Origin of the sequence: Falsiruegeria litorea R37 (assembly GCF_900172225.1) — a bacterium.
In the GTDB taxonomy this organism is placed as follows: Bacteria; Pseudomonadota; Alphaproteobacteria; order Rhodobacterales; family Rhodobacteraceae; genus Falsiruegeria; species Falsiruegeria litorea.
In genome coordinates this window covers 222,888-247,827 of sequence record NZ_FWFO01000004.1, presented here as the reverse complement: position 1 = coordinate 247,827, position 24,940 = coordinate 222,888, and the positions used below count along the sequence as shown (strand labels likewise).

Genomic DNA, 24,940 nt, shown 5'->3' with positions numbered 1-24,940 from the left:
TTCTTTGAAATAGCTCAAAACAACCGCTCAGGCCGCAATTGGGTCTGAGAAAGTGCAAATGAACGGTTAACCGTGGGGGACGACGGGCGGGCATCCAACAGCCAGCTGCCCGCCCCGATGAGGAAAAAGAACAACACGAACAGCGCGTTCCACAGGTGGACCGTGGCCGCGGCCACGCTGATCCCGAACAGAGTAAAGGCCCATGCATGACGTGCCCGGCGCCATTCGGCAGGAAGGCCCCTGCGGCGCCCCACAGACCAGATCAGCCCCAACAGCAGCCCAAGCAACAGCAAAAACGCAGGCAACCCGTAGCGCACAGCCGTCACCAGCCAGAAATTGTCCATGCTGTCAGACATCCAGGTCGGCCGCACCCAATCGCCCAGGCCAATCCCCAGAACCGGATGGCGGGCCACCTCTGCGGTGCCATACTCAAAAATCAGGATGCGGTTGTAGGCGGACTGTTTCGAGAAGGTCAGGTAGTTGACGAAGACATGAAACGGGGTCTTGGTCGACAGCAGATCGACCGCCAGATAGGCCAGCCCGAAGAGAGAAAAAAGTGCGGCCCAACGTCCTTGGATCTTGCCCAGGACGCGCTCCCACGTGGCAACGAACCCCTGCATCATCAGTACCACATATGGTCCCCCCGAGGCTGACATGAAGGTCGCAAGCCCAACACCGGCCACCTTCGCCATGCCCGACACACTGCTCAGCCGCTTTTCGGCCACCACAAAATATGCCAGCGAAAAGGCCGACGCCGAAAAAACCCCGTACAAGATCGGGTGATCAAACGGTCCAAACGTGCGTTCGATACCCATCCGCGGTTCGATGTAGGCAGCCGGTCTGCCACCAAAAGCACCAGAAATGCTATCGTGAAGGATATGGATGCCGGTCAACGCCTCGGGCACCGTGAACAGCAGCGTCGCCAGCACCAACCCGACATATGCGAAAGCCATCGCAACAAACTCTTGGTACGTTCGGATGTACAGACGGCCAATCAGATAGGCCCCGGCACATTCGACAAAGTAGATGCCACCGGATTCGATCCCCTGCGCCAAACCACCCCAATTTATGAGTGCAAAAATCGCCCACGTACAATGCAGCAACAGCAACCCGTCAAACAAGGTGAACCGACCGCGGCGACCGGAAATCAACTGCATTAGCATGGGCAGGATCATGACGATCAAAACCACGCGATACGCTGACAACCTCAGGCCACCCAAATTCAACGACACGGCAGTCGGCAACATCATTGCCAGGAAAAAAACAACAATTGCCGCGGGGACACCGAACACAGTTTTTACATTTGAGGCAGCGATGCTCATGCGCGTGCCCCCTTGAGGGCCCGAAATGAGGATGGGCGCTCGACAAGGTGCCAACTGGCCATGGCAAAGGGCATTGTCGCCATCAGGCTCAGCCCGGCCAACGACAGCGGATCAAGGCCAGGACAAAGCCAAACGACGCTCTGCGCTACGGGCCAGCCATAGATATAAAGGCCAAAGGAGTAATCCGCTCCAAGCTGAATCTGAGGAGCGCTCAACACGAGAAAGAAAACGCCAAGGCAGATCGTGACAATCGCCAAGGGTGCAACCAGAGCCGGAGTGAAAAAAATCGCGATCAGGCCGGTTTTCCAGCTTAGTCGCACCTGTTGCCGCAGGCCGCAAACCACCATCCCCAAGGCAAACGCAAAGAAAAGCGGCAAAGACGTCGCCACACGATGGGGCAAATACTCGGCCCAGAACTGCCCCAATCCGGCAACGAGCAGAACAAACAAGATACAGTAGGGTCTGAGAGTTTTCGGCAAGAGGGCAATCAAGGCGCACAAGCCATAAGCCGCGACCTCATAAAACAAGCTCCACAAAGGGCCATTTACAACCAAGGGATAAGGATTGTTGGCAAATGCCTCTGTCAACCGATGTTCGATGGACACCAACGACACAGCGCGCAATGCCCATGTGGTGGCCTCGGCCCAATCCACCGTTGCGCCGCTGAGCATGGCCAGACCCAATGTGACGATCACGGCGCCTCCCAAGCCCGGGAAAATCCGCAAGGCCCGAGCCCGCCAGAAAGCGCGAGACGATTTGCGCAAACTGCTGGCTGTGATCAAGACGCCGGACAAGAAAAAGAACAAGACCACGGCCCACCCGCCCAAGGACCGCCCGGTCTGCGCCGCCAACGGTTCGACGGTGCCCGGTCCAAGAGCCAATGGCCATGCATGGCTGACGATGACACCGCCAGCCAATACCAGACGCAGAGCATCCAGATTGCCGGTGCAACCGCGGTCCATCGCCTCGGCCAAAGTCATTTTGCTACCTCGGAAATCGACACCTTGCGCCACAGGCGTTCGCGCAAAATCCGTTTCCAAGTCCCCAGAACTGATTGCACCTTTTGCTTGGTCGAAAGACCCAACCACAACTCGAACAATCGCTGCCCCTTGGTCTTTGGGGCGGGCAAACCGACTGCCCGCATGGCCAAGGTCCGCCCCCAGACCGCACCATGGTTGTTTTTCAGGTTCGGTTGCGCGCGTTCGATCACGTCCCGTGACTGTGGCGTGGCAATCAGAACGCCTGTGCGGATTGCGTCCTGGATCAGCTTTTGCCCTTTCTCCGTGCGGGCCACGATCAAGGACTGCCCCGCCTCGGATTGATCGGCAGGGGGCGTATGCCAGGGATCTCCGACAGAGATATCAGCCAAGGCGCCGGTGTGGTCGGCGCACATCCGGCAGCGCCACCGACGCTCGGACTGCAAGATTTTCCCCCAACCTTCGGCATAGGAAATGCCCTCGCTGGTCTGTTCGGTGCCGTCCTCGCCAACCCAGGTGGCCTGCATCCGACCGGGCCATCCATTGCCCCGATACCTCAGATCGACCAGGCGCGCCTGCTTTGGCACCTCCAGTCGGTCTAGCAGCCGATCAGTGGCTTGCAGGTTCGGCGCGCCGGCACAGAAAATCGAAATGGTCAGGGGGATCTGGTCGCCCAAACTAGGCTGTGTCTGGCTCACCCGCTTGACCGAGGCCACATCGCAAGGCTTTCCAACAAAGACCACTCGGTCCGTGCCTGCGGCAATCTCCTTGATCGCTTCGGCCGGGCTGGCTTGGGCATAGCGTGACCCGGTGCCGCGCATAAGCCCTGCCCGGTCACGACTGATCACCGCCTGATTCAGGCGTGGGTCGTCCGGACGCGCCGCAATGTGGGCCACGCCATCCGCCTGCGCCGTTTCCAGTGCAAACAGAGCAAGCGCAGTTACAGCGCCCCCCGATGAACCACTTTGACGGACCTCGGGATCAGCTGCCCAGCCCTGCCAAACACTGGAAACCGGGCCCCAATCGGCATCGATATCGTCCTGGCATTGCAGGTCGGACCAATCCCCCGTTGCCCCGCCACAGACAGCGACGGCGGCCTCCGCTGCCCGCTTGCCCCGGATCGAGTTTTCGACAACCGGACGGCGGCCATTCACCGGGTCCTCAAACATCTGTATGGCCGAAGGGAAAACCCCGGCACAGGCGCCGCAGCCTGTGCACAGGTTTTTGGCAACGATGGTGCTGATAGGATCGGTGCTCATGCAAATACCTCTTTGATCAATGTCGGCTTCAATGTTGTGTTTGCCTGCAGCACGGCGCGGATCGTCGCTCCGGCCTCGCCCAATGCAGCGGCCCAGGCAACCGCCGCCAACGGCAGGCCACCCATTGCGCAAAAGGCTGCAGGAACAATGGCCAAGGCCCGTATCAGGTTGGCCCGGGCAGGATCAGCCGTGCGACCGGTCGCTACCGCAAGCTGCGAAAACGGCGTTCTCAGGATGCGAAATCCACCGGCCATGGCGACCGCAACGCTCAACAGCGGATCAGGCCGGAACGCCGAGCCATAAACGGCCTCGATCGCGGCAGGAGCAAAAAAGACGAAACTTGCGGCAAACCCGGTCGCGCCAGCGATGTATCCTGCCAGAACCGGTGTCCAAATCTGTGGCAGGCGCTTTTCCCGATGGGCTGCGCTCAGCCGGGGCAGCAGCAAAGACGCGGCTGCGCGCCCCGCAATTTGGGCCGGAAGCATCGCCAGTTGCAGGGCGATCCCATAGACCGCCAAAACGGCCCAACCGTATACTTCGGCAACAATCAGGCGATCCGCGTAGAACGCGCAAAACAACAGCGCGGCGTTCATCATCAGGGGCGCGCCGAACCGATACACGCGCTCCAACGCGCCCCACGACATCGCCAGGCGGTAAGGGCGAACAGCCGCCGCGTGGGACAACAACGCAAATGTCATTGCATGCATGACCAAAACCGCCGACATGGCACGATGGTCCTGAAACATCAGGGCCGCTGGAAACACAGCAACGGCCGCAACCAGTGTTGCCCCCGCCTCGACCCTTGCCATGGCCCCGTAGCGGAACCGCCGTTCAAAGCGGCGAAAATCAAGATGCACAAATCCCCGCGCAACGGGCACGAGCGCCAAGAAGGCATAGGCCGCGCTGTCCGGACCCTTGCCCAAAACCAGAGCAAACACCGGTGCCAGGCCCAGCAGGATCACCCCCACAATCAAGCCGCGCAGAACCGACACCCCCTGCAGCTCGGCCTGCAATCGGGCCGTCTCCCCGTCGGCTGCCTGCACCATCAAGCGGTCGATGCCAAAATCACTGGCCATCTCGGCCATGCGCACGGTCAGTGCCAACATCATCGCTTGCCCCAACTCGTCCGGCCCCAGGACATGGGCAAAGACAACCGACCGCCCCAAGGCTGCGGCTTCGGCCAGAACAGGCACGCCCCATACAAGTGGCCGACCGGATAGCTGCGAGCAGATCATCGGCCACCTGCTCCGGCCTGTTTGGCCATATCGTCCATCTCGCGCGTGGCCCGATGTTTGATCTCGGAAATCCGCTGTGACAAGCAATGCTTCAGCGCCTTGCGACGGGCAAAGGATTCTACAGCTCGGACCGCGATTCCGCTTGCACTGGTGGTACGCAGGTCGACCACCTCGTCCCCGATCCCGCATTCGGCAAACACGCCTTTGGCCTTATCGGTGTACCCCAGGCCAAGCGTCGGAGTTCCGGATGAAAACGCGCCGATTGTGGCGTGCATCCGGGCCCCTGCAAACCAATCCAAACGTGCCAGAACCCACTTCAACTCCATCGCGTTCAATGGATCATCCAATACCTCGACCCGCCCCTTTCCCATTTCGCCCAACCGGGCTTGCAGCGCTTGTGCTGCGGCAAGATCGCTTTCCGCATCGCCATCTGGGCGATGCACATGGGGAACAAGAACCAATCGCAGGTTCTGATCGGCCTTCAACAACGCGCGGGCCACTGCAGTTATCTGCGTGCTGTGAGGCGCGTTCAGTCCGAAATCCTGCTGTGCCTGATCCCCCTGATTGAACAGCAAACCCGAGACGTTCAAACCCGCCAATGGATAGCTTCGCTCATGCGTAAGAAGCCGCGCAATTTCCGGCTTCAGCGTTGCGGGCGCCATCTCGGGCAAGGCGACGGCCACATCAACGCCCAAGCGGTGCCGAGCCGGATCAAACGCAGACCCCAGCGCACTTTGCAAAAACACGTAACTTTGCTCGTCACGAACCCAAACCGCGGTTGCGCGTTCCAGAATGTCCCGGGCAATCGCTTGCGTTGCAGGGGTGGAAAAAGGCCCCAGCTTCTGCGGCAACAGGATCAGCGGCACACCCGCGTCCAGAACCATACGTTTGCTCAGGCTCATCGCCTGAAACCGCTTGGCACCGTAGAGGTCGGTGAAACTGTCGCCACCCGAAATATCAAGAACAGCCTGCGATCCTGCAATCACGCGGGCAGCGGCACTCAGGTGGCTCCCGTGGCGCACCAGCGCATGAGCTGTTCGCAGATTGTCACCGCGCCAAAATCGCCTGTGATGGGTCAACCCAACCAGATCGACCTGGGCGTATCCCCAGTCGGCATGACGCAGACCGCGGCCATGATCCGCCACAGTCAGTTTCGATGCCCCCCGCCGGGTCAATCCGGCGACGATGGAATGGCACAACGCGCTTACGCCTTGATTGCCGGTGTCTGGTGCTGCGTTCAAAAGAGTAATCATTTGCGTCCTCGGAAAGCTTTTGATCAAGCTAACTCGGGCAACCACACCGTCCTGGACACGCAAGCGTTGAGGCGCCGTTCCGAAAGGCGCTCGGCGCTAACCGAAAGGTTAGAATATCATCATTTCGATGCTTAAATTGGCCCGCCCCCGATGTGCCGGGCCTGCAGAAGACGGGCCATGCAATCAGCACCGGCACCAAAGAAAAATCCGAATTCGCAGGCAGTTACCCGGGCAAGGTTTCGACGGGTCTAGCAAGTTGACAAGGCGTAGGAATTGGCTGATACAGCCGAACCAAGTGCGGGCCGTTAGCTCAGCTGGATTAGAGCAGGGAACTTCTAATTCTCAGGTCGGGGGTTCGAGTCCTCCACGGCTCGCCACTTCTTCTCAAAAGAGCCTTGGCAAGGGTTGAGTCTGCGTTCGCCACAGTGGGTGGTTCGCAAATCTCTTAGCCCGTCGGTTTGAGATCCAGCCGCATAAAGGCGCTGTTGGGGTCGTCTTCGTATCCAAAAATCGGGCCACAATAGTTGTATCCCAACGCCTCATAGAGCTTGCGAGCCGCTCGGTACTCATCAAGGTGCTCGGCCCCGGTTTCCAACACCAGCGCGGTTGCCCCACTTTGACGCGCATCCTGTTCAAGATGTGCCATCAGATCTCGGGCCAACCCACGACCACGGGCCGCGCTTGAAACATGTACGGATTTGACCTCGGCCGTGCCATCATCCAACGCCTTCAACGCGCCGCAGCCCAAGGGGGTCTCGCCCTCGTAAAGCACCCAGAACCGGATGTCAGGCGTACGCAGCGCATCAGCGCCCATGGTGTGGTTGCTCTCATCCGGCCCGGCATCCTGGCTGTGGGCCAGATGCGCCTCGATCAGGGGACGCACGTCTTCGGCGCCCGGGTCAGCAAGGCGAATATCGATCATGGGATCAGTGGGTCCAGGGACCGCGTCGGTTGGTGGCAAAGTTCTCGCCATAGCCGCCCGCCCGCAGGTTGGGCTTGCGCGTCTTCGGCTCGATCACCTGGGCGTCGATGCCGTGGGATTGGGCGTATTCCACCGCCTCTTCCTTGCTGTCGAACCGCAGGCGCACCTGGGTCTGCGTGTCCGAGCTGGAGGTCCACCCCATCAGCGGATCCACCTCGCGCGACGAGGCCTGACCGTATTCCAGAACCCACTTGCGGGTTTTGGCCATACCAGAGGTCATGGCGTTTCGAGCTGGCTTGAAAATACGGGCACGCATGGGCTGTCTCCTGTCTTTAGGTGTTTTGGCAAAGAATCGGCGGATCGACAAGAACCCAATCGGTAAATTGCGCCGCTTTGTCCTGCCTGCGGGCGCAGATCGGGTCCACGACGCCCTTGATGACAGAAATTGTCATCGGCTTGCCAGATCGGCCTTGAACCAAACCCCGAACAGATCAAAATATGAAGCGCCACAAAGGACGCCGCCCGATGCCCTATGCCCATTCCGACAACACACAAATGGTGAGCGAGGACGTGCGCGCACGCCTCAAGCTTGAGGGCGGCAAAGAATTTGTCATGCACACAGATTTCTCTCCGGCAGGTGACCAGCCCACCGCCATTGCCGAGCTGTCCGGAGGTGTATTCGACGGCGAGCGGGACCAGGTCCTGTTGGGGGCCACCGGCACAGGCAAAACCTTTACCATGGCCAAGGTCATCGAACAGACACAGCGCCCGGCGATCATCCTGGCGCCGAACAAGACGTTGGCAGCCCAGCTTTATGGCGAGTTCAAAGGCTTCTTCCCCGACAACGCCGTCGAATACTTTGTGTCCTACTACGACTACTACCAGCCCGAGGCCTATGTCGCCCGATCGGACACCTATATCGAGAAAGAAAGCCAGATCAACGAACAGATCGACCGCATGCGCCACTCGGCCACGCGGGCTCTGTTAGAGCGGGACGATGTGATCATCGTGGCCTCGGTCTCGTGCATCTATGGCATCGGCTCGGTCGAAACTTATGGCGCGATGACCCAGGACCTGAAGGTCGGCAACGAATACGACCAGCGGCAGGTGATGGCCGATCTGGTGGCGCAGCAATACCGCCGCAACGATCAAGCGTTTCAGCGCGGCTCGTTCCGGGTGCGAGGTGACAGCCTCGAGATCTGGCCCGCCCACCTCGAAGACCGCGCATGGAAATTCTCATTCTTCGGTGAGGAACTGGAACAGATCACCGAGTTCGACCCGCTGACCGGTGAACGCAAGGACACGATGGAGCAGGTACGGGTCTACGCAAACTCGCACTACGTAACGCCAAAACCTACGATGCAGCAGGCCATCATCGGCATCAAGAAAGAGCTGCGCATGCGGCTGGATCAACTGGTGGGCGAGGGCAAGCTGCTCGAAGCACAGCGGCTGGAACAGCGGACAAATTTTGACCTGGAAATGCTTGAGGCCACCGGCGTCTGCAACGGGATCGAGAACTATTCGCGTTATCTGACGGGCCGCGCTCCGGGCGAGCCGCCCCCCACCCTGTTCGAATTCATCCCCGACAACGCCATTGTCTTTGCCGACGAAAGCCACGTGAGCGTGCCTCAGATCGGCGGCATGTACCGGGGCGACTATCGCCGCAAATTCACGCTGGCCGAACACGGGTTCCGCTTGCCGTCTTGCATGGACAACCGCCCCCTGAAGTTTGAGGAATGGGACGCCATGCGGCCCCAATCGGTTTTTGTCTCGGCCACCCCCGCGAAGTGGGAGATCGAACAGACCGGCGGCGTCTTCACCGAACAGGTCATCCGCCCCACGGGCCTCTTGGATCCCGAAGTTGAAATTCGCCCTGTAGAGATGCAGGTCGACGATCTGCTGGATGAGGTGCGCAAGGTCGCCGCCGATGGCTTCCGCACGCTGGTGACGACGCTGACCAAACGCATGGCCGAGGACCTGACCGAATACATGCACGAGCAGGGCATCAAGGTCCGCTACATGCATTCCGACATCGACACGCTGGAACGGATCGAAATCCTGCGCGATCTGCGCCTTGGGGCGTTCGACGTGCTGATCGGCATCAACCTGCTGCGCGAGGGTCTGGATATCCCCGAATGCGGGCTGGTCGCCATTCTGGATGCCGACAAAGAGGGGTTCTTGCGCTCGGAAACCTCACTGGTGCAAACCATCGGCCGCGCCGCACGGAACGCCGAGGGGCGCGTGATCATGTACGCCGACAAGATCACCGGCTCAATGGAACGCGCGTTGGGTGAAACCAACCGCCGCCGCGCCAAACAGATCGCTTATAACGAGGAACACGGGATCACGCCCGCAACGGTGAAAAAGAACGTCGAAGATGTGCTGGCGGGCCTCTACCAAGGCGACGTCGACATGAACCGCGTCACCGCCACCATCGAAAAGCCGATGCACGGCGCGAACCTCGAGGCGCATCTGGACGGGCTGCGAGAACAGATGCGCAAGGCCGCCGAGAACCTGGAATTCGAAGAGGCCGCCAATCTGCGCGACGAGATCAAACGCCTGGAAGCGGTCGATCTGGCCGTCGCCGACGACCCCATGGCCCGCCAATGGGCGGTTGAAAAGGCGTCCGAGGACGCGGTTAAAGCGCGGGGTCGGTCCACGGCAGGGAGGCCGGGGCAGCGGGGTGGGAATGTGAAGCGGCGGAAAAGATAATAAGTTGTATAAACTCAAGACTCATGAGATATTCCCCCCGCCTACATTATTGGAAAATACTTCATGAAGATGCTTGGAAAATACGCTTTACTTTGCTGCCTCAGCATACTCGCGCCAACTGCTCATGCAGAAAAGGCCACTATTCTCCTACAGGAGGATGCACCATTAGAAATTACAAACTACACAAACCGCTATAAATCTCCAGACCGCGTCGGAGACGGTACAGTCATCCACAGAGCGAATGTAAAAAATACATCCAACCAACCGATCGAAGCGTATGGTTTGGGGTTTTACATTTTTGATGCATTTAATCGGGATATGGGGCGACCATTCGTTGGCTATGCAATGGACCGGGTTGTGGTTGACGCGAGTGACGATCCCGGCTGGGAGCAACGCCCCGGATCAGCCTTTCTGTTTCGCCGACATGGGCATGGGTTGGCTTACGTTGCGATTGTTAGATTTGAAGATGGGACAATTTGGCGAGCTGACGATTCCTCGATAACCAAGCAGCTAGAAGACTTCGAACTACTTCTGGATGGAGAATCTGGAGAATAAACTGCTGACTTGGAATAGGTCGAAGGTGAGTAGCAAAATCTATTTCAGTTGCATTTCCGAAATGGGATACTTTCAAAATCCGATCAAGACTGCAGGGCGGTGTGATCCGTCGCAAGGCGAGGGATATCGAGCGGTTTGCGGGGATGGGGCATTTCATGGCGGAAATCGAAAGACGCGGGTATCAGGTGGTCGAGAACGGTGGCCAGATCGTGATCTTTTGTAACCGCGCGCCCATACGCTGGCTCACCCGTCCTGCGGTGGCGCATTCTTAAAAAGAATGCGGTCCGAAATCTTTCAAAGATTTCGGGTGCGGCGCGCCTCCCCCGCTTGCCCAGCGCGCTGTGCGGTCTACACTTTCAGCATGCGATTTCTACTGACCTTTCTGTGCTTCGGTACTCCCGCCCTTGGATGGCACGCGACCCAAGGCGACGTCTGCACCCTGTCACACGACACCGAAGAGGCGCAGATCTTTCTCACCCATGACCCGAGCAAACCGCTCTACACGCTGACGGTTACCTTGAAGGCGCACACTTGGGCGACCTCACCGTGGTTTGCGATGCGTTTCGACGGATCCGATCCGATCGAGATTGCAACCGCCCGGCATGCCCTGTCCAAGGATCGCTTTGACCTCACCGCGGCCGACACCGGGTTTGGCAATGTACTGGACGGGTTAGAATTCAACGACACCGCCATGGCCTTTACCCAGACACAAACCGTGTACTTCCCGCTCAAGGGTGCTGCCCCCGAGGTGCGCAAGTTCCGCAACTGCGCAGGGGCTGCGCTGTCCTGAGCTAGAGCCCCAGTTCCGCCCGCAGCTTCTTGGTCAGCTTCGCCACCACCAGATCATAAGACGTCACGATATGCTCCCTCAAAGAGGCATCGCTCATCCCGCGCTCTTCATAGACCTGCAGCCATTTCATACCCCGGGACGCCAGATAGGGCGCCGGACGGATGCCGGGCGCATCCTGCAGAACCTCATAGGCAATGTCCGTCGCCTTGAAGGTGAACGCATCCGCGCCGTCGTTCCAACCGCACAGCGCAAAGACCTTGCCACCCACCTTCCACACGTCCGAATTGCCCCATTGCACCACATGGGTCGTGGCTTTGAGGTCTGCACAATATGCGTTGAACTCGTTCCGGGTCATGGCGTCAGTCCGTCGCGCCATCGGCATCAACGCCGGTGGAATTCTGGATCTCTTGCGAGATCTCCTTGGCCCAATCGCCAATGATCGGCAAAAAGTCGATCTGGCTGAGCATATAGACCACCACTGAGACAAGGATCGAGGCACCGATCACCGTGCCCAAACCTACGGCCATGCCACGCAGCAGGGCCTGCCACAACATCAGCCAGATCGAGTTCTGGACCCGTACAAATCGATGCCCATTGAACTTGGCAATCTCTTCGCGCAGTGCGCGCAACTCGTCATCAGTACTCTGTGTCATGCGCGCACACTACGGAATCTGTGTGAACTGTCCATAGGTGAGCAGTTGCGGAGATCGCCTAAATCCCGATAAAAACAATCAGAATATAGCATCATCAGGATCCCCCATGCCCCGAACAGACCCGTTCCAACCAGCCGACGACCCGGCCCGCGCCATCGCGCGCGACTTGATGGACACCGCCACCTTTGCTTCCCTGGCCGTGATCCAGCCCGGCCGCACGGCCCCTTCGGTCACGCGCATCGCCTGTACAACGGATACACAGGGGGTGCTTGTCTCTCTGATCTCGCAGCTGTCGACACACACCGCGGCTCTCGAGGCCAACCCGGCCTGCGCATTGTTGCTCGGAGAGCCTGGTGAAAAAGGCGACCCGCTAACCCACCCCCGGTTGACGCTGCACTGCACCGCCCGCTTTCTAGACCGTAGCAGCCCCGAGCACGCGGCACTGCGCGCGCGGTATCTGAGCTTGCGCCCAAAGGCCAAGCTTTATGTCGATTTCGCAGACTTTCGGTTTGTCCGATTTCAGATCGCAGACGGGCTGTTGAATGGGGGCTTTGGCAAAGCATTCCTGCTGAAACCCTCAGACCTCACCTAGGGTAAACCACAAAACTGTGCTATGCTTCAGCCTATGCGTTTTGCCATTTACATGATCGCAGGCGGGCAGTTCATTTTTCTGTGCTTGGCCTGGGTGAATATCGCCATGACACCTTCAGATGCCGCCGGCCAAGGCATGGCCTATGGCTTTTTGATGGTCGGCTTTCTGGCCCTGGCCATCGTGATCATCCCGGCCGTGTTATTGGCCCGCAGCGAGAAATGGCAGGGCGTTGGTCTGTTTCTCGCCGCCCTCCCCTTCCTTGTGCTGATCTGGATCAACGCGATCTAACGCACCACATGGATCGCGCAGCGCGCATTGCGCACGATTTGGGTCGCAGTAGACCCCAGCAGCAGATCCTGCATGCCGGGCCGATGCGACGCCACAATGATGAGGTCCGGCTTGTTCTCTTCGGCCCAATCCAGGATCGACCGCCCCTTGTGCCCTTCGATCACGACCGCCTTGGCATTGGGCAACGGATCAGCCAGCGCCTGCAACTCGCGTTCGATGGCCACGCGGGTCTCGACCAGATAATCGGTCGGCATGTAAGAGATTGCATAGGCCGGAATATGCTCGACCACATGCAGCAGGGTGATCTGCGCCTCGGGGGTCGCCAGCAACTCGGCCAGTTTGAGCGGGCCCGAGATGTCCCGCTCGGTGTCAAAGGAAATCGGTACAAGGATATTATGATACATGGATCGCGCTCCTTTTTCTAAAGACGCTCTGATCCTGCCTGTTCTCCGTGCCGTCTACGTTGATTCAGATCATGTCTCAGCCAAATGTCTCGGCTACATCATACATGACCGGCTCAAAGCTTTTGCAAAGCTCATTGATCTTGCGGTTGCGGTCGCGCATTTCCGGAGTCCGCAACATGGCCAAAAAATCCTCGCGCCGCTCCCACTGTGAATAATTTGCAATCCGGGTCTGGGCGTCGTTCACGTGCAGGCCGGCAGCAACAAACCCTGGCTGCTTTGAGATGAAGTCGGCATAGGCGTCTGTCAGCGCTTCGAGCAGATCCTGACAGGTGCCAGGCGTCATTTCAAAAGTGGTGATGACGGTTTGGACCTGGGCGGCTTTCGAAATGTTTGGCATGCGGATCCTCCTTGAGTCTCCACCAGCCTATCACAGGTTCTTCAGGACGCCCTCGATTTCTTGCATCAATCCAGTGACTTCTGCCTTGGCCGTGCGATTGGAGGATTCTGAAACCGTGCGCCCCTGCCCCAAGGTTTCGGCATAAACGACCCGATTGGCCAATTGGGATTGGGCCACATCCGCCTCAAGCTCGCGCGCCTTTTCGGTCACTTCGGCATCCAGACGCGTGCCGGCACGGGCCCGTGTCATCACCATCATCGCCGGTTTGCTTTCGCGATCAGCCAGATACAGGACCATTTCCACTGCCCACAAATCCAAATGCGAGGTCGCCACCGGGATCAGCACCAGGTCCGAGGCCCGCATCGCTGGCCGCAAATCGCTGTCGGCCTTGGGTGGCGTGTCGATCAGGACGATGTCATGCGCCTCAGCCAACTTGCGCACCTCATAGGTCACCCCCCAGGCCGAGGCGGTGGAAAATTCCAGACCGGGGTCATTATCCGTGGCCTCAAGCCGGGTCATGAACCAGCGCCCTGCGCTGCCTTGTGGATCGGTGTCCATCAGAGCCACGGACTTCCCTGCCTTGGCAAAGGCAACGGCCAGGTTGACGGCCATCGTGGTCTTGCCGGAGCCACCTTTTTGCTGCGCTATGGTTATGACATGTCCCAAGGGGCGCTCCTGATTTCGCTGCATCGCAGCATACCCCAATGCAGCAATGCCGCAATGCAAAAATTTCACAATGCGACCGTCTGGTAACTCCTCGTTAACTAAGGTTTACGAAACTATAACCGGAGGGCACGTGATGGGTCGCATCCTGGCAATTCTTCTGCTCAGTTTATGCGCGGCTCAGCCAGCCAGCGCAGGTGCTTGGCTGCGCGACAAGGACGCCGGCTTCCTGTCGCTCACTGGAACGATTTACAATCCCTCGGACAGCTTTGATTTCAAGTCTGCCGTTTACGGGGAATGGGGTCTGACCCCCAATCTGACGGTCGGTGTCGATCTGAACGAACGCCCTGGCCTGACAGGACACGCTCTGATCTTTGCCCGGGTTCCTGTTGCTGATCTTGGAAAAAGTGGGCGCTTTGCCTTTGAATTCGGTGGCGGCGGCCATCATTTTCAAAACCAATGGCACCCGATGTACAAAGTCGGACTGTCATATGGGCGCAGCCTGAATACCAAATGGGGCTACGGGTGGCTCGCCGTCGACTTTGCATTTGAACACCGCCTGCGCACAAACGATCCGTTTTACAAGCTCGACGCCACAGTTGGACTATCCTCGGATCGCCGGATCAACCCCATGCTGCAGATCGAAACGGCCTACTTTGGCGACTCTGAATTTCACTGGTCCGTCACACCATCCGTTTTGATCACAGGCAAAAACAACACGCGATGGCAAATCGGGCTGGAGCGCAGATCTGCCTATCCCAAGGGGGTCGGCCTGAAAATCGCATTGTGGCGAGAGTTTTGATTGCACCAAAGGAAAAGAGGGGCCGCCAAAACGGCCCCTTGTCTGAAACTTACTTGTCGATGCGCACCTGCACTGCCGCAGTCCCCTGAACGGCCTCCTCAAACACCAGATGCACTTGATCGCCGTTGCTCCCACGTTCCAATTGGACATAGGGGGTCGCATAACGTGTACTGCCCGAGCCATTCACCAACGCGTTGAACGGCACCACGCTGTCCACACCTCGCGCACGCCCACCAAAAGGCAACTCTCCATCTGGATCGATAACCCAAGTTTGCGATGCCGAGTTCTGATCGTGCCGGATGCGCAAGGGGTTCGCACTTTTCTTGGAAATACCGTGATAGGTATTGCCTTCAAAATGCACATTCGTGCTGCGGCTGAAATTCAAGTTCGAAAAACTGGTATCCACCCTTTCAGCTCGGTCGATTGACCCATTGATGGACCGGAACTTGTTTCCTGTCACCGAAACACCATTCAAGAAGTGTCCAGTGCCATAGGGGCGCACGACAATATAGCTGAACCAGGACGCAACATCGCCACACAAGAAGATATTGTCGGTAATGCTCAACGCGCTGTAGGAAAACCCTGTCACGAAATCCGGCGTCGAATCGTGCTCGTTGGTCCACTCGATAAAGCAGTTGTCGATATAGTTCCCCGCCACGGCCGAGCTGGTATAGGTGCCGACGATGACCAGACCAGCGGACCTGATCCCACCGGACACCGAATCCCCTTGGAAGAAATGGTTCCCCAGAACCAAAGAGTTCGCGCCAGACAAAACCGCGAAGTGCAAGAACTTGGTCACACGGTTGTCGCGCAGCTTCACATCGTTGGCGTTTGCATTCACCGCAATGGACACACGATCCGCAACGTTCTTGTTCTCTTCAGCCGACAAGAACTGACACCGGTCGATCAGCATCCCCTGACACCCCCACCCGCTGGATGTCACGCCACGGTCTTTTGGACGGCTGACAAAGCAATCCCGCAGATTGAAACCAATACCGGATGGCGCCAGACGAATACCGCTGCAACGGCTGTTGCACTGGAACTCGATGTCGGTCATCGCGAATTTGGACAGCTGGCTAAAGCCGCGGAAATCCAACATGTACTTGAACTCGTGAAACGCAAAGTTCTGCGTGCCCGCCGCATCATAAAGCCCCGCAGTCAGGGTGATTTCTCCCGCCCCGACATCTTTGGAACGCACATAAACCTCGCGGCCAACACCGTTGCCCCGAACCAGGGAACCCACAGGAATGTTCGCGACATTGGCAACATTTGTCAGTCGCGTGGCATTCGACGGATCATAAGTCGCCTGCGAAGTGTAAACCTGCGTATCCCAAGCCGCGCTACTTTGCGCTTCCAACTGACCGTTTCGGATCACACGCCGGGTTGCATAACTGGTTTTGTTGGGCACTGCTGCTTGCATGTCGATAGGGCCAGTCACGGCCACCTTGCGCCCGCCAAGATCCAGGCTCTCGTGGTCGACATTGTTCAGCAAGGCTTGGAATGCCTTCTTGAAGGCCAGCTCTTCGTTTCCAAACGCGTCAATGTAATTCGGCAGGTCAAAGTTCTTGGTCAGAATCAACATCCGGTCCGTGGGCATGGTCACCGTGCCTTCGAACGTCACTTCGGAATCGAACGTCACACTCTGCGCCAGATGGTATGTGCCTTCGGGTACAAACACGGTTCGACCGTTGGCGGCTGCGTCAGCCGCCTCGAATGCGGCCGAGTCATCGGTCGATCCGTTGCCGACCGCGCCAAAGTCGCGCACATCGACGATGCCGATCATGTCCCGCAAGAAGACGTTGGTGATGTCGGTAATCTCGATGTCATCGACGCGAATAAGACCCCCGTTGGCCCCTTCGATATCCAGACCAAAGTGACCATAAAGCGCAGTCCGCCCCCACGGCATGTCGACACCATCACGAGAACCGGATCCCACGATCCCGGTGACCTCAACCACTTCGCCGTAGGTCGTCAGCGTGACAGCATCAGCGCGTTCCGTCACACCCGTGATATGCGTATTGCCCGCCGCGCCTGCCCAACCGGCGATGCGCACCGAAGGAAGATTGCCACTGATCGCTTTGACGCGGGCCTTGATCTGCAGATAGCATCCCGGCTGCAGCGGCGTTTGCCCCATATAGCGCAGCTTCTGGGTCGAGCTGGTTTTCTGCAATTCCAGACATCCGCCGAAATCAGCGTCCGCCGGAACAAAGGCTGCGTTGGCCGCCCCGTCATATGTGTCCGAACCCGGCGTGCCGTCGCCGCTCGACCAGACATTCAGACCATCCTTGAACGCAGGCGGCATGAACTGAATACCCTCGGTGATTGCCTTGTTCATCCAAATCCCTTTCCCAATCGCGCCGCAGACCACCTGCGATGGCGCATGAAACCCGTGGCCCAAGCGGAAAACTCGGACGCGAGCAATTGGGTAAGGGAAAGGGATTAAAGCCGCCTCATAGCACCGTCACGGTGGCGTTGCTCACGCGGTCTCACCTCCGGCGTCCAAAATCTGTACGCCGTTGATTTTCCAGACACCTTCTTGGTTTACCATTTGGTAATCCAGAATGTGGACCGACCCGTCACTGTCGGTGATCATGACCTTTTGCCATTGATAGCCTGCGATTTCCCGCAATTCGAGAAAGCGAACCTCGCTTGGACGCCACACCATCGGATAACCACGCCGCACCATCACGCCAAAGTTCTCGGGCGTGCGAAACAGGTTCTGGATAGTGGGGCTGGCAAAGCCGAATGCCGTGACAAAGTCATCCGCTTTGAACGCCTGTATCTGCGACCGGATCTGGTTTTCGATCTGGGCCTCTTGCGCGGGCAAGGGGCTGACCAAAGCCAGTGTCAGGGCAATAGCAGTAACGAATTGGCGCATGGGACATCCTCCGGGCTGTCCCGCAGAATTAGCCCCACGCGCCGGATCGTCAAATCAGGCCAACTCGCCCGCCAGCCCCTTGTTGATCAGGGCCACAGTCTCATCCACGCCATAAAGCGCGATGAATCCACCAAAACGTGGCCCCTGGCTGGCACCCAGCAGAACCTCATAAAGCGCGGTGAACCAGGCCCGCATCGGGTCGAACCGCTCGCGTCCCACCGAATAGACGATGGATTGCAGCGCTTCATCTTCGACCGGACCGTCATAAGCAACCAACTCAGCCCGCAGCGCTTCCAGAGCTTCACGTTCCTGATCCGTCGGCGCACGGAACTGCCGTGTGGGTTTGACGAAGTCGTTGAAATAGCGCACTGCAAATCCGGCAGCCTGATCCAGATCAGGATGGCTCTCAGCACTCGCATCGGGTGCATACCGCCCGATAAAGCCCCAGAGCGTTTCCTTGTCTTCGGCCCCAGACACAGACGCCAGGTTCAACAACATCGCAAATGGAACAACCAGGGTCGAAGCCGGAACATCACCACCATGAATGTGCCACACCGGGTTGTTCAACTGAGCCTTCAGCTCCTGACCAGGATAGGCCCGCAGCTGCTGGTGATACTCATCCACTGCCTTGGGGATGACATCAAAGAACAGCCGCTTGGCGGTCTTGGGCTTCTGATACATGAAATACGACAGCGACTCCGGCGCCGCATAGGTCAGCCACTCCTCCATCGACAGGCCGTTGCCTTTTGATTTGGAAATCTTCTGCCCCTGCTCGTCGTTGAACAGCTCATAGCTCAAGCTCTCCGGCGGCTGCTTGCCCAGCGCACGACAGATCTTGGTCGACTGCGTGACCGAGTCGATCAGGTCCTTGCCCGACATCTCATAATCCACACCCAGCGCGGCCCAGCGCATGGCCCAGTCGGGCTTCCACTGCATTTTGACATTGCCACCAGTGACCGGGATCTCAACCTTCTCGCCATCGGGTTCCTGATAGACAATCGTGCCCTTCTCGACATTGCGCTCCAGTGTCGGCACCTGCAGCACGTGGCCGGTTTTCGGCGAAACGGGCAGGAAGCAGGAATAGGTCTCGCGCCGCTCCGGCCCCAGCGTGGGCAACATGATCTCCTGGATCTTGTCGAACCGCGCCAGCGCGGTCAGCAGCATCTCGTCAAACTTGCCGGACAGGTAATAATCGGTCGCCGATGCGAATTCATACTCAAAGCCAAAGCTGTCAAGAAAGTCGCACAGCCGCGCGTTGTTGTGCTGCGCAAAGCCTTCATGCGTGCCAAACGGATCGCGCACTTTGGTCAACGGCAGGTGCAGATCTTCTTTCAGCTCGTCCTGCATCGGCACATTGGTCGGAACCTTGCGGAACCCATCCATATCGTCCGAAAAACAGATCAGCTTGGTGGGAATGTCCGAAATCTGCTCAAACGCATGGCGCACCATCGACGTGCGCGCGACCTCACCAAAGGTGCCGATATGCGGCAGGCCCGAGGGGCCATAGCCGGTCTGGAACAGCACATACCCCTTTTCCGGATCCTTCTTCTGATAGCGTTTGAGCACCCGGCGCGCTTCTTCAAAGGGCCAGGCCTTGGACGCAAGAGCGGTTTCACGCAGATCAGACATATCAGTCTCCATAGGGAAAATCGGTGCCGGTTGCCCCATGCAACCAACCCGGCCTCTCCTATTGTGCAACTGCGGCATGAGTCAAGAAACTGGCACTATTTCTGCCCTTTTTCCGCGATCCAGTGCAGAATATCCTGCACCGCGCGCTCTGCCGCCAACCCATCCCGCGCTGACAAGAAGTATCCACGTGCCGAAATCGCGTGATGCAGGCGCAACCGAGTGATCGCGCCGGTGTCCAGAAAGCTGTCGAGTACCCCGTCCCAACACAGGCCCACCCCCTGCCCGGCCAGCACCGCATTCACAAGCATCGCATATGAGGTGAAATCCAAAACCCGCGCGCCTTTCGGCATGTCCAGACCCGCAGCACGGAACCAACTGGGCCAATCATGCCACTGGCTGCGTGCGGTCTCCATCGTCAGCAAGGTCATCTTTGACAGATCGTGATCCGCCCCGCTCATGCCTCGCTTATCCAGGTACAGCGGGCTGGCGACCGGGAACACAGCGTCCCCCAGCAGGCGCATTTCGTCGCCCTCTTCCGGCAGGCCAAACCGGATCAGAACATCACCGGGCCGCACAGCCTCACCATACTCTTGGCTCATGATGCGAATCGTAACGTCGGGAAAGGCGTCTTCCAGTTCCCCCAGCCGCGGGATCAACCAGAACGCCACAAAACCCGACGGGGCCGTCACCGTTACAACGCGGCCCTTTGCGGCCTGCCGGATCTGCGCAACAGCACTTTCGATCTGACCAAACCCACCATGCAACGCCCGCAGCAAGTCCCTGCCTGCTTGGGTCATTCGTACAGGTTTGCGGCCCCGATCAAACAAAGCGACGCCCAAATCCGCCTCTAACGCCGCAATCCGGCGCGAGATCGCCGGTTGCGATACATTCAGCTCCTGCGCCGCCGCCGTCAGCGTGCCATGACGGGCCGCCGCGTAAAAAGCCGTCAGCCCTGAAAACCCCGGAAGTCGCTCCATCTATCATAACTCCAGCGTATAATTGGATTCAGCTTTATCCTATTGCCGAAACACCGCAACCCCTCCTAACTGCCCTCAACAGGAAGGAGACTGCAGATGACCGAAAAACTCGAAACGCTCGCCACCGATCTCGGTGATGCCGAAATGCTCAACCAGGCCAGCAATCTACCGCATGCGCCCTTGGCCATCGACGCAGCCCAGGTCCCGCTGTCCGGCGGCACCGATCCAACCTATGGCGAAGTGCGTTGGCGCACCCTGATCAACGGCACGCCTGACGCTCCCCGCGACATGGTACTGGGCCTTGCCGAGTTCGAACCCCACGGTCGCCTGCTGCCGCACCGCCACGACCCACCCGAGTTCTACTTTGGCCTCGAAGGGGATGGCATCGTCACTATCGACGGCATCCCGCATCGTATCGCCCCTGGCATCGCGATCTATGTCCCCGGCGGCGCCGAACACGGAACCCAGGCCGGAGAACACGGGCTCAAATTTTCGTACGGCTTTGCAACTCCGAACTTCGAAGACATCGAATATCGCTTCACCGCTGCGGGTTAAGACCGCAGATGAAAAATCGCGGGCGGGTGTTGTCCCCGCCCCGATGGCTCCGTATCTTGCGCGGGTAGCATTTTGAGCAGGATACCACGATGACCGAGCAAGCGCCCCACCCGATGACCCCGCAGGATTGCCTTGTTGCGATCATGGTTGCGGTGTCGGCGTCAGATGAAAACATCCGCACCGCCGAGCTGGTCAAGATCCAGTCCGCCGTCAACATGCTCCCGGTCTTTGCCAATTATGACATCGATCGCATCAACCGGGTTTCATCCGTGGTGTTCGATCTGTTCGAGCAAGAGGACGGCCTGGATGCGCTCTTTGGCCTGACCCGCGAAAACCTGCCTGAGCGTCTTTATGAAACCGCCTATGCCCTGGCCTGCGACGTGGCGGCCGCAGACGGCAACCTGGCCGAAACCGAACTGCGCCTGCTGGAAGAAATCCGGTACGAGCTGAACGTCGACCGCCTGCACGCGGCCGCCATAGAACGCGGCGCCCGTGCCCGTCACGTGGTCTGAATATCTGCCGATTCCAAGAACGCGAAACCCGGCCACGACCGGGTTTTCCGTTTCTGGGCCTCAACTTCCATAAAGCGCGCCCCAGCGTTCAATCAGCTTTTGCTGCAACCGCTTTGACCGCCGGTTCCACGCCCGTGCACCTTCCGGCACTTCGCGATCCGCCCGCTTGATCCGCGACCGCTTGGCGGTGTCTGCCGTAAAGATCGCAAACGCCAGCTCGGTCCCGTCGGCGGCCGTCATGAACCCACCCAGGCCCGAGACGAAATTCAACGTCCCTGTCTTGGCGTCCACTTTGATCGGATGTGATTTCAACACCCGCCCCTTGCTGTCGCGCATGGCAAACGGCTTAAGCAGCGGACGCAGGATGCCCTGCTTGTGCACCTGCACCAACGCCCCAAGCAGATCCTGCGGTGTCATCCGGGACGCATCGCCCAGGCCTGAGTGATCCACAAGACTTGTACCCTTCATGCCATATTTGGCCGCGGCCCAACGGCTCATCTCCTGCGCCGAGGATTTCAGCGAATTGGGCGTGCCGCTGCGTGCAGCAGTCGCGAACATCCCCACCATTTCCGCCGTCAGGTTGGTCGAATACTTGAGCATGCCCTTGAGGATGCTCTGCAGCGGCGCGCTCTGGTGAACCGTCAATACGGTGCCCCCAGGTCGGGCCTTGGCGATCTTGGGGTTCTTCAAGACAATGCCGTTGGCCCGCGCCAGGGTCTGAAATACATCGCCCGCATAAAGTGCAGGCTTGCGTACTGGCAACCACCGCGACCCGCCCTTGCCCAGCGCCTGGCTGGCCACTGTCCACTTGTCCACCCGCTGCGTCTCTTCATAGGTATAGACCGGCAGCCGCCGGTTCTTGACCTGCATCTGCGCCATTGCCACTTGCGGCTTGTACTTGTTGCTCCGGGCGTCCATCGCAACGGTGTACCCCTTGCCGCCCCGCTTCCATTCGAAATGAACCCGATTGAAATTCAACGCAATGCCCGCCACTGACGGGCTGTACCCAAGATGATCAGGCTGTGCCGGGTCAATGCTGCGCACATACGGCAGCGCACCGTCATAGACTTTGAACGCTCCACGCACCTCGCGGACCCCTGCCGCCTTGAGGTTCCCTGCCATCTTGGCCAGCGAATTGGTGTCAAGCGTCGGATCTCCACCGCCCACAAGCACCAGATCCCCCCGCAACACCCCGTTTTTGACGGGGCCAGTCGCGACAAGCTCAGTACGAAACACATGCCCAGCCCCCAGCACATCCAATGCATAAAGCGCGGTCAGTGCCTTGGCGACGCTGGCCGGGGGTAAACCCGAAGCAGAGCCTACGGCCTCCAGCTGCAATCCCGTCTTTGCATCCGCCACGGCAAAGGCCACGTCGCCCGAAAGGCCCGAAGCTTTGATGACCGTTTCCGGCCCACCCTGCGGCGCCCCACCAAGCCCCCGCATCTGCGGACGCAATGATGTCACCGGCGCGTTGGCAAAACCCGTTCCGGGGACCGAAATTGCCCCCAAAGCCCCCAACAGAAAACGTCTCGTAATCAATCCACTCATGACCTCATAAAATCGCAGACCTTCGTGTCAAACAAGCGGCAGTTTCAAGGTTTTCTTGGTCTGTGCCCCATGATACCCGCGACACATGCTAAGGGCCGTTCTGATCATGTTTGTCGCCATGTCACTGATCCCCGCCGGGGACATGGCCGGCAAGCTGTTGACCGGGTCACATGGCGTTTCACCGGCCTTTGTCGCCTGGTCGCGATTTGCGCTTGGCGTCCTGATGATCCTGCCGTTCACCCCCCGCTCTGCCTTTGGGTTGCTCAAAGACCCCCGCATCTGGTTTCGCGCGCTTTTGCTGGCGGGCGGCATCTTCTCGATCCAGACCGCGCTGAGAACCGAACCACTGGCCGACGTCTTCGCCGCTTTCTTCATCGGCCCCATCCTCAGCTACGTGCTCTCGGCCTTGCTGCTGCGAGAGCCGACCACGACGATCCGCTCCCTGCTGATGCTGACGGGCTTTGCCGGGGTCCTGCTGGTCGTGCGCCCTGGCTTTGGCGGCACAACCGGTCTGGCCTGGGCCCTGCTCGCAGGGTGTTTCTATGGCAGCTTCCTGACCGCCTCGCGCTGGCTGTCGCATCTGGGCTCGCCACTGGCCCTCAGCTTCACACAGCTCTTTGTCTCGGGCTTGGTTCTAATACCACTTGGGCTGATGCACCTGCCGACACTCACACCCGCTGTCGCCGGGTTCACCACGCTCAGCGCGCTTGGCTCGATGCTGGGCAACCTGCTTTTACTGGTGGCCTATGCCCGCGCGCCGTCAACCAAACTGGCCCCACTGGTCTATTTCCAACTGATCGCAGCAACCGGTCTGGGCTGGGCTGTATTCAACGACTTCCCCGACGCCCTCACATGGGCCGGGCTGGCGTTGGTCCTGCTCTCGGGTCTGGCGTCAGCCGCCTTGCGTCGCTGACCAATCCCCGCGCGCACGAATATCGGTCGAACTGATGTCCACCATCGGCACATTCACGAAACACCACGCCGGGGCCTGCGCCCGCCCCAACAGCCGCCGCGCCTGACCATCCAACCGCGCGCTGGCATAAGCCCGCACCGCCGGCGCCATCCGGGCCGAGATCCGGTCCCCCGGCCGCGCCACAACACCCACCGGCACCGTCTCCATGATCTCGCGCCATTTGCCCCAACGATGCAACTGCGCCAGGTTATCGGCCCCCATAAGCCAGACAAAGCGCACCCCCGGATACAACAGACGCATCGCGGCCAAGGTGTCCGCGGTCACCCGTGTGCCCAAATGCGCCTCGATATCCGTGATCTCAACCCGCGGGTCACCCATCAATGCCCGCGCTGCGGTCATCCGCTGTTCCAACGGAGCAGGCCCCCGCGCCTTCAGGGGATTGCCCGGGCTCACCAGCCACCAGACACGATCCAGCCCAAAGGCCTTGATCGCCTCGCGCGTGACATGCACATGCCCCGTGTGCGGCGGATCAAACGAGCCCCCCAGCAGACCAATGACCTGCCCGGCCCGCGCATATGGCAAAAGATGTCTCATCGCCCCCGTGCTTGGCCCGTGAGATGTGTGTTGTCAATCAACAGGCTGAACCGCATCGCCCAACCGAACCTGCCCCGGCTGGATGACTTGCGCACACCATCCCCCATGCCCCCGCACCGCCGAATAGCCTCCGGGCCCGAACGCCTCCTCCATCCGGCTGCACGGCGCACAGATCGTAGTAAACTCCAACACCGCATCCCCCACCTGCACCCGCCGCCCCTTGAGCGCGGACAGGTTAACCCCTTCGACCACCAGATTGCGCCGCAACACCTCTGGCGGCACCGCCTCCCGTCCCAGAAACGACCCAATCGCCGCCAAATGCTCCCGCTGCACCAAGCTCACCGCCCGCTTACCCGCACGCCCACGATCGCCTTGCAAGCCGTCCTCACCAATCCAAACCTCCGAGAGGGCGTCCATCCCCTCCCGCCGCCCAGGCCGCACCCCAATCCAGGTGATACGCCCAGGCTGCGCCCATCCGGCAATCAGTTCTTTCAACGACATGAACCCACC

General features: G+C 59.3%; 29 protein-coding genes and 1 tRNA gene. 11 read left to right on the top strand and 19 right to left on the bottom strand.

Translation table 11 applies throughout. The features are described from left to right. Positions 1-14: 14 nt before the first annotated feature. Genes TRL7639_RS19345 through TRL7639_RS19325 form a run of 5 tightly spaced genes read right to left on the bottom strand, consistent with a single transcriptional unit; the run spans position 15 to position 6,046 of the window. Positions 15-1,322: a hypothetical protein gene (locus TRL7639_RS19345; RefSeq protein WP_085797513.1), complete on the bottom strand. Its 1,308-nt coding sequence runs from the start codon at positions 1,320-1,322 to the stop codon at positions 15-17. Further along, positions 1,319-2,302, bottom strand: a complete 984-nt coding sequence (locus TRL7639_RS19340) for an acyltransferase family protein (protein WP_085797512.1) — start codon at positions 2,300-2,302, stop codon at positions 1,319-1,321. The genes TRL7639_RS19345 and TRL7639_RS19340 overlap by 4 nt, the downstream gene beginning before the upstream one ends. Beyond that, complete coding sequence (locus TRL7639_RS19335; RefSeq protein WP_085797511.1) at positions 2,299-3,558, bottom strand: Coenzyme F420 hydrogenase/dehydrogenase, beta subunit C-terminal domain; 1,260 nt, start codon at positions 3,556-3,558, stop codon at positions 2,299-2,301. The genes TRL7639_RS19340 and TRL7639_RS19335 overlap by 4 nt, the downstream gene beginning before the upstream one ends. Then, positions 3,555-4,793: an oligosaccharide flippase family protein gene (locus tag TRL7639_RS19330; RefSeq protein ID WP_165759854.1), complete on the bottom strand. Its 1,239-nt coding sequence runs from the start codon at positions 4,791-4,793 to the stop codon at positions 3,555-3,557. Before TRL7639_RS19330 ends, TRL7639_RS19335 begins: the two co-directional genes overlap by 4 nt. Then, positions 4,790-6,046: a polysaccharide pyruvyl transferase family protein gene (locus TRL7639_RS19325; RefSeq protein ID WP_085797631.1), complete on the bottom strand. Its 1,257-nt coding sequence runs from the start codon at positions 6,044-6,046 to the stop codon at positions 4,790-4,792. Before TRL7639_RS19325 ends, TRL7639_RS19330 begins: the two co-directional genes overlap by 4 nt. 299 nt (positions 6,047-6,345) lie before the next feature. Between TRL7639_RS19325 and TRL7639_RS19320 the strand changes: the two genes are divergently transcribed. After that, a tRNA-Arg gene (locus TRL7639_RS19320) sits at positions 6,346-6,423 on the top strand. A gap of 68 nt (positions 6,424-6,491) precedes the next feature. On the opposite strand, the gene TRL7639_RS19315 is transcribed toward TRL7639_RS19320, so the two are convergent. Both TRL7639_RS19315 and TRL7639_RS19310 read right to left on the bottom strand, forming a co-directional pair. Beyond that, positions 6,492-6,968 carry a GNAT family N-acetyltransferase gene (locus tag TRL7639_RS19315; RefSeq protein WP_085797509.1) on the bottom strand — a complete coding sequence of 159 codons (477 nt, stop codon included), beginning with the start codon at positions 6,966-6,968 and terminating at the stop codon, positions 6,492-6,494. A gap of 4 nt (positions 6,969-6,972) precedes the next feature. Next, positions 6,973-7,284, bottom strand: coding sequence for an ETC complex I subunit (locus TRL7639_RS19310; protein WP_085797508.1), 312 nt, complete (start codon positions 7,282-7,284; stop codon positions 6,973-6,975). 209 nt (positions 7,285-7,493) lie between these two features. On the opposite strand from TRL7639_RS19310, the gene uvrB reads away from it, so the two are divergent. From uvrB to TRL7639_RS19290, 4 genes are all read left to right on the top strand, one after another. Beyond that, on the top strand, positions 7,494-9,680 hold the full coding sequence (gene uvrB, locus TRL7639_RS19305; protein WP_085797630.1) for an excinuclease ABC subunit UvrB: 2,187 nt from the start codon (positions 7,494-7,496) through the stop codon (positions 9,678-9,680). Positions 9,681-9,743: 63 nt separating this feature from the next. After that, on the top strand, positions 9,744-10,235 hold the full coding sequence (locus tag TRL7639_RS19300; protein ID WP_085797507.1) for a hypothetical protein: 492 nt from the start codon (positions 9,744-9,746) through the stop codon (positions 10,233-10,235). A gap of 101 nt (positions 10,236-10,336) precedes the next feature. Further along, on the top strand, positions 10,337-10,507 hold the full coding sequence (locus TRL7639_RS19295; protein ID WP_306456285.1) for a hypothetical protein: 171 nt from the start codon (positions 10,337-10,339) through the stop codon (positions 10,505-10,507). Between the two features lie 89 nt (positions 10,508-10,596). Continuing rightward, the gene (locus tag TRL7639_RS19290) at positions 10,597-11,025 is read left to right on the top strand and encodes a hypothetical protein (RefSeq protein ID WP_133057679.1); all 429 of its coding nucleotides are present in this window, start codon (positions 10,597-10,599) and stop codon (positions 11,023-11,025) included. A gap of 1 nt (position 11,026) precedes the next feature. Here the strand turns inward: TRL7639_RS19290 and TRL7639_RS19285 are convergent, their stop codons facing one another. Continuing rightward, positions 11,027-11,380 (bottom strand): MmcQ/YjbR family DNA-binding protein, encoded by a 354-nt coding sequence (locus tag TRL7639_RS19285; protein WP_085797629.1) that lies wholly within the window; start codon positions 11,378-11,380, stop codon positions 11,027-11,029. 4 nt (positions 11,381-11,384) lie between these two features. Next, positions 11,385-11,678 (bottom strand): DUF5665 domain-containing protein, encoded by a 294-nt coding sequence (locus tag TRL7639_RS19280; RefSeq protein WP_085797504.1) that lies wholly within the window; start codon positions 11,676-11,678, stop codon positions 11,385-11,387. Between the two features lie 106 nt (positions 11,679-11,784). Between TRL7639_RS19280 and TRL7639_RS19275 the strand changes: the two genes are divergently transcribed. Then, complete coding sequence (locus tag TRL7639_RS19275) at positions 11,785-12,270, top strand: HugZ family pyridoxamine 5'-phosphate oxidase (RefSeq protein WP_085797503.1); 486 nt, start codon at positions 11,785-11,787, stop codon at positions 12,268-12,270. A 21-nt stretch (positions 12,271-12,291) separates the two neighbouring features. Further along, positions 12,292-12,558: a hypothetical protein gene (locus TRL7639_RS19270; RefSeq protein ID WP_085797502.1), complete on the top strand. Its 267-nt coding sequence runs from the start codon at positions 12,292-12,294 to the stop codon at positions 12,556-12,558. Here TRL7639_RS19270 and TRL7639_RS19265 read toward each other — a convergent pair. From TRL7639_RS19265 to parA, 3 genes are all read right to left on the bottom strand, one after another. Continuing rightward, positions 12,555-12,962, bottom strand: coding sequence for a universal stress protein (locus TRL7639_RS19265; RefSeq protein ID WP_085797501.1), 408 nt, complete (start codon positions 12,960-12,962; stop codon positions 12,555-12,557). The two genes, TRL7639_RS19270 and TRL7639_RS19265, sit on opposite strands and share 4 nt — an antisense overlap. A 76-nt stretch (positions 12,963-13,038) precedes the next feature. Further along, the gene (locus TRL7639_RS19260) at positions 13,039-13,359 is read right to left on the bottom strand and encodes an antibiotic biosynthesis monooxygenase family protein (protein ID WP_085797500.1); all 321 of its coding nucleotides are present in this window, start codon (positions 13,357-13,359) and stop codon (positions 13,039-13,041) included. Between the two features lie 30 nt (positions 13,360-13,389). Beyond that, complete coding sequence (gene parA / locus TRL7639_RS19255; RefSeq protein ID WP_085797628.1) at positions 13,390-14,025, bottom strand: ParA family partition ATPase; 636 nt, start codon at positions 14,023-14,025, stop codon at positions 13,390-13,392. 133 nt (positions 14,026-14,158) lie between these two features. Here parA and TRL7639_RS19250 point away from each other — a divergent pair, with 133 nt between their 5' ends. Beyond that, on the top strand, positions 14,159-14,824 hold the full coding sequence (locus tag TRL7639_RS19250) for a hypothetical protein (protein WP_085797499.1): 666 nt from the start codon (positions 14,159-14,161) through the stop codon (positions 14,822-14,824). Positions 14,825-14,873: 49 nt separating this feature from the next. Here the strand turns inward: TRL7639_RS19250 and TRL7639_RS19245 are convergent, their stop codons facing one another. The 4 genes from TRL7639_RS19245 to TRL7639_RS19230 form a co-directional block, all read right to left on the bottom strand. Continuing rightward, the gene (locus tag TRL7639_RS19245) at positions 14,874-17,159 is read right to left on the bottom strand and encodes a glycosyl hydrolase family 28-related protein (protein ID WP_085797498.1); all 2,286 of its coding nucleotides are present in this window, start codon (positions 17,157-17,159) and stop codon (positions 14,874-14,876) included. A gap of 141 nt (positions 17,160-17,300) precedes the next feature. Beyond that, positions 17,301-17,702, bottom strand: coding sequence for a DUF4864 domain-containing protein (locus TRL7639_RS19240; protein WP_085797497.1), 402 nt, complete (start codon positions 17,700-17,702; stop codon positions 17,301-17,303). A 54-nt stretch (positions 17,703-17,756) separates the two neighbouring features. After that, the gene (locus TRL7639_RS19235; RefSeq protein WP_085797496.1) at positions 17,757-19,331 is read right to left on the bottom strand and encodes a lysine--tRNA ligase; all 1,575 of its coding nucleotides are present in this window, start codon (positions 19,329-19,331) and stop codon (positions 17,757-17,759) included. A 95-nt stretch (positions 19,332-19,426) separates the two neighbouring features. After that, the gene (locus TRL7639_RS19230; protein WP_085797495.1) at positions 19,427-20,308 is read right to left on the bottom strand and encodes a LysR family transcriptional regulator; all 882 of its coding nucleotides are present in this window, start codon (positions 20,306-20,308) and stop codon (positions 19,427-19,429) included. Between the two features lie 96 nt (positions 20,309-20,404). On the opposite strand from TRL7639_RS19230, the gene TRL7639_RS19225 reads away from it, so the two are divergent. Together TRL7639_RS19225 and TRL7639_RS19220 are read left to right on the top strand one after the other, a co-directional pair. Continuing rightward, a complete protein-coding gene (locus tag TRL7639_RS19225; RefSeq protein WP_085797494.1) occupies positions 20,405-20,863 on the top strand; it encodes a cupin domain-containing protein in 459 nt (152 codons plus the stop codon). A gap of 89 nt (positions 20,864-20,952) precedes the next feature. After that, a complete protein-coding gene (locus tag TRL7639_RS19220; protein ID WP_085797493.1) occupies positions 20,953-21,375 on the top strand; it encodes a tellurite resistance TerB family protein in 423 nt (140 codons plus the stop codon). A gap of 60 nt (positions 21,376-21,435) precedes the next feature. Here TRL7639_RS19220 and dacB read toward each other — a convergent pair whose 3' ends face one another. After that, the gene (gene dacB, locus TRL7639_RS19215) at positions 21,436-22,923 is read right to left on the bottom strand and encodes a D-alanyl-D-alanine carboxypeptidase/D-alanyl-D-alanine endopeptidase (RefSeq protein WP_085797492.1); all 1,488 of its coding nucleotides are present in this window, start codon (positions 22,921-22,923) and stop codon (positions 21,436-21,438) included. Positions 22,924-23,008: 85 nt separating this feature from the next. Between dacB and TRL7639_RS19210 the strand changes: the two genes are divergently transcribed. Then, positions 23,009-23,836: a DMT family transporter gene (locus tag TRL7639_RS19210; protein ID WP_085797491.1), complete on the top strand. Its 828-nt coding sequence runs from the start codon at positions 23,009-23,011 to the stop codon at positions 23,834-23,836. On the opposite strand, the gene TRL7639_RS19205 is transcribed toward TRL7639_RS19210, so the two are convergent. After that, on the bottom strand, positions 23,816-24,430 hold the full coding sequence (locus TRL7639_RS19205; RefSeq protein ID WP_085797490.1) for a nicotinate-nucleotide adenylyltransferase: 615 nt from the start codon (positions 24,428-24,430) through the stop codon (positions 23,816-23,818). The genes TRL7639_RS19210 and TRL7639_RS19205 overlap by 21 nt on opposite strands. A 33-nt stretch (positions 24,431-24,463) precedes the next feature. After that, positions 24,464-24,931, bottom strand: a complete 468-nt coding sequence (locus TRL7639_RS19200; protein ID WP_110647190.1) for an MOSC domain-containing protein — start codon at positions 24,929-24,931, stop codon at positions 24,464-24,466. Positions 24,932-24,940: the final 9 nt, after the last annotated feature.

What these genes read in the sequence shown, in the direction of transcription:
- TRL7639_RS19200 (WP_110647190.1), bottom strand. Translation starts at nt 24,931, where the DNA reads ATGTCGTTGAAAGAACTGATTGCCGGATGGGCGCAGCCTGGGCGTATC.
- TRL7639_RS19300 (WP_085797507.1), top strand. Translation starts at nt 9,744, where the DNA reads ATGAAGATGCTTGGAAAATACGCTTTACTTTGCTGCCTCAGCATACTC.
- TRL7639_RS19335 (WP_085797511.1), bottom strand. Translation starts at nt 3,558, where the DNA reads ATGAGCACCGATCCTATCAGCACCATCGTTGCCAAAAACCTGTGCACA.
- TRL7639_RS19225 (WP_085797494.1), top strand. Translation starts at nt 20,405, where the DNA reads ATGACCGAAAAACTCGAAACGCTCGCCACCGATCTCGGTGATGCCGAA.
- TRL7639_RS19345 (WP_085797513.1), bottom strand. Translation starts at nt 1,322, where the DNA reads ATGAGCATCGCTGCCTCAAATGTAAAAACTGTGTTCGGTGTCCCCGCG.
- TRL7639_RS19285 (WP_085797629.1), bottom strand. Translation starts at nt 11,380, where the DNA reads ATGACCCGGAACGAGTTCAACGCATATTGTGCAGACCTCAAAGCCACG.
- TRL7639_RS19270 (WP_085797502.1), top strand. Translation starts at nt 12,292, where the DNA reads ATGCTTCAGCCTATGCGTTTTGCCATTTACATGATCGCAGGCGGGCAG.
- TRL7639_RS19310 (WP_085797508.1), bottom strand. Translation starts at nt 7,284, where the DNA reads ATGCGTGCCCGTATTTTCAAGCCAGCTCGAAACGCCATGACCTCTGGT.
- TRL7639_RS19245 (WP_085797498.1), bottom strand. Translation starts at nt 17,159, where the DNA reads ATGAACAAGGCAATCACCGAGGGTATTCAGTTCATGCCGCCTGCGTTC.
- TRL7639_RS19290 (WP_133057679.1), top strand. Translation starts at nt 10,597, where the DNA reads ATGCGATTTCTACTGACCTTTCTGTGCTTCGGTACTCCCGCCCTTGGA.
- TRL7639_RS19210 (WP_085797491.1), top strand. Translation starts at nt 23,009, where the DNA reads ATGCTAAGGGCCGTTCTGATCATGTTTGTCGCCATGTCACTGATCCCC.
- TRL7639_RS19325 (WP_085797631.1), bottom strand. Translation starts at nt 6,046, where the DNA reads ATGATTACTCTTTTGAACGCAGCACCAGACACCGGCAATCAAGGCGTA.
- TRL7639_RS19240 (WP_085797497.1), bottom strand. Translation starts at nt 17,702, where the DNA reads ATGCGCCAATTCGTTACTGCTATTGCCCTGACACTGGCTTTGGTCAGC.
- TRL7639_RS19265 (WP_085797501.1), bottom strand. Translation starts at nt 12,962, where the DNA reads ATGTATCATAATATCCTTGTACCGATTTCCTTTGACACCGAGCGGGAC.
- TRL7639_RS19260 (WP_085797500.1), bottom strand. Translation starts at nt 13,359, where the DNA reads ATGCCAAACATTTCGAAAGCCGCCCAGGTCCAAACCGTCATCACCACT.
- uvrB (WP_085797630.1), top strand. Translation starts at nt 7,494, where the DNA reads ATGCCCTATGCCCATTCCGACAACACACAAATGGTGAGCGAGGACGTG.
- TRL7639_RS19275 (WP_085797503.1), top strand. Translation starts at nt 11,785, where the DNA reads ATGCCCCGAACAGACCCGTTCCAACCAGCCGACGACCCGGCCCGCGCC.
- TRL7639_RS19280 (WP_085797504.1), bottom strand. Translation starts at nt 11,678, where the DNA reads ATGACACAGAGTACTGATGACGAGTTGCGCGCACTGCGCGAAGAGATT.
- TRL7639_RS19315 (WP_085797509.1), bottom strand. Translation starts at nt 6,968, where the DNA reads ATGATCGATATTCGCCTTGCTGACCCGGGCGCCGAAGACGTGCGTCCC.
- TRL7639_RS19230 (WP_085797495.1), bottom strand. Translation starts at nt 20,308, where the DNA reads ATGGAGCGACTTCCGGGGTTTTCAGGGCTGACGGCTTTTTACGCGGCG.
- TRL7639_RS19340 (WP_085797512.1), bottom strand. Translation starts at nt 2,302, where the DNA reads ATGACTTTGGCCGAGGCGATGGACCGCGGTTGCACCGGCAATCTGGAT.
- TRL7639_RS19205 (WP_085797490.1), bottom strand. Translation starts at nt 24,430, where the DNA reads ATGAGACATCTTTTGCCATATGCGCGGGCCGGGCAGGTCATTGGTCTG.
- TRL7639_RS19250 (WP_085797499.1), top strand. Translation starts at nt 14,159, where the DNA reads ATGGGTCGCATCCTGGCAATTCTTCTGCTCAGTTTATGCGCGGCTCAG.
- dacB (WP_085797492.1), bottom strand. Translation starts at nt 22,923, where the DNA reads ATGAGTGGATTGATTACGAGACGTTTTCTGTTGGGGGCTTTGGGGGCA.
- TRL7639_RS19330 (WP_165759854.1), bottom strand. Translation starts at nt 4,793, where the DNA reads ATGATCTGCTCGCAGCTATCCGGTCGGCCACTTGTATGGGGCGTGCCT.
- TRL7639_RS19220 (WP_085797493.1), top strand. Translation starts at nt 20,953, where the DNA reads ATGACCGAGCAAGCGCCCCACCCGATGACCCCGCAGGATTGCCTTGTT.
- TRL7639_RS19235 (WP_085797496.1), bottom strand. Translation starts at nt 19,331, where the DNA reads ATGTCTGATCTGCGTGAAACCGCTCTTGCGTCCAAGGCCTGGCCCTTT.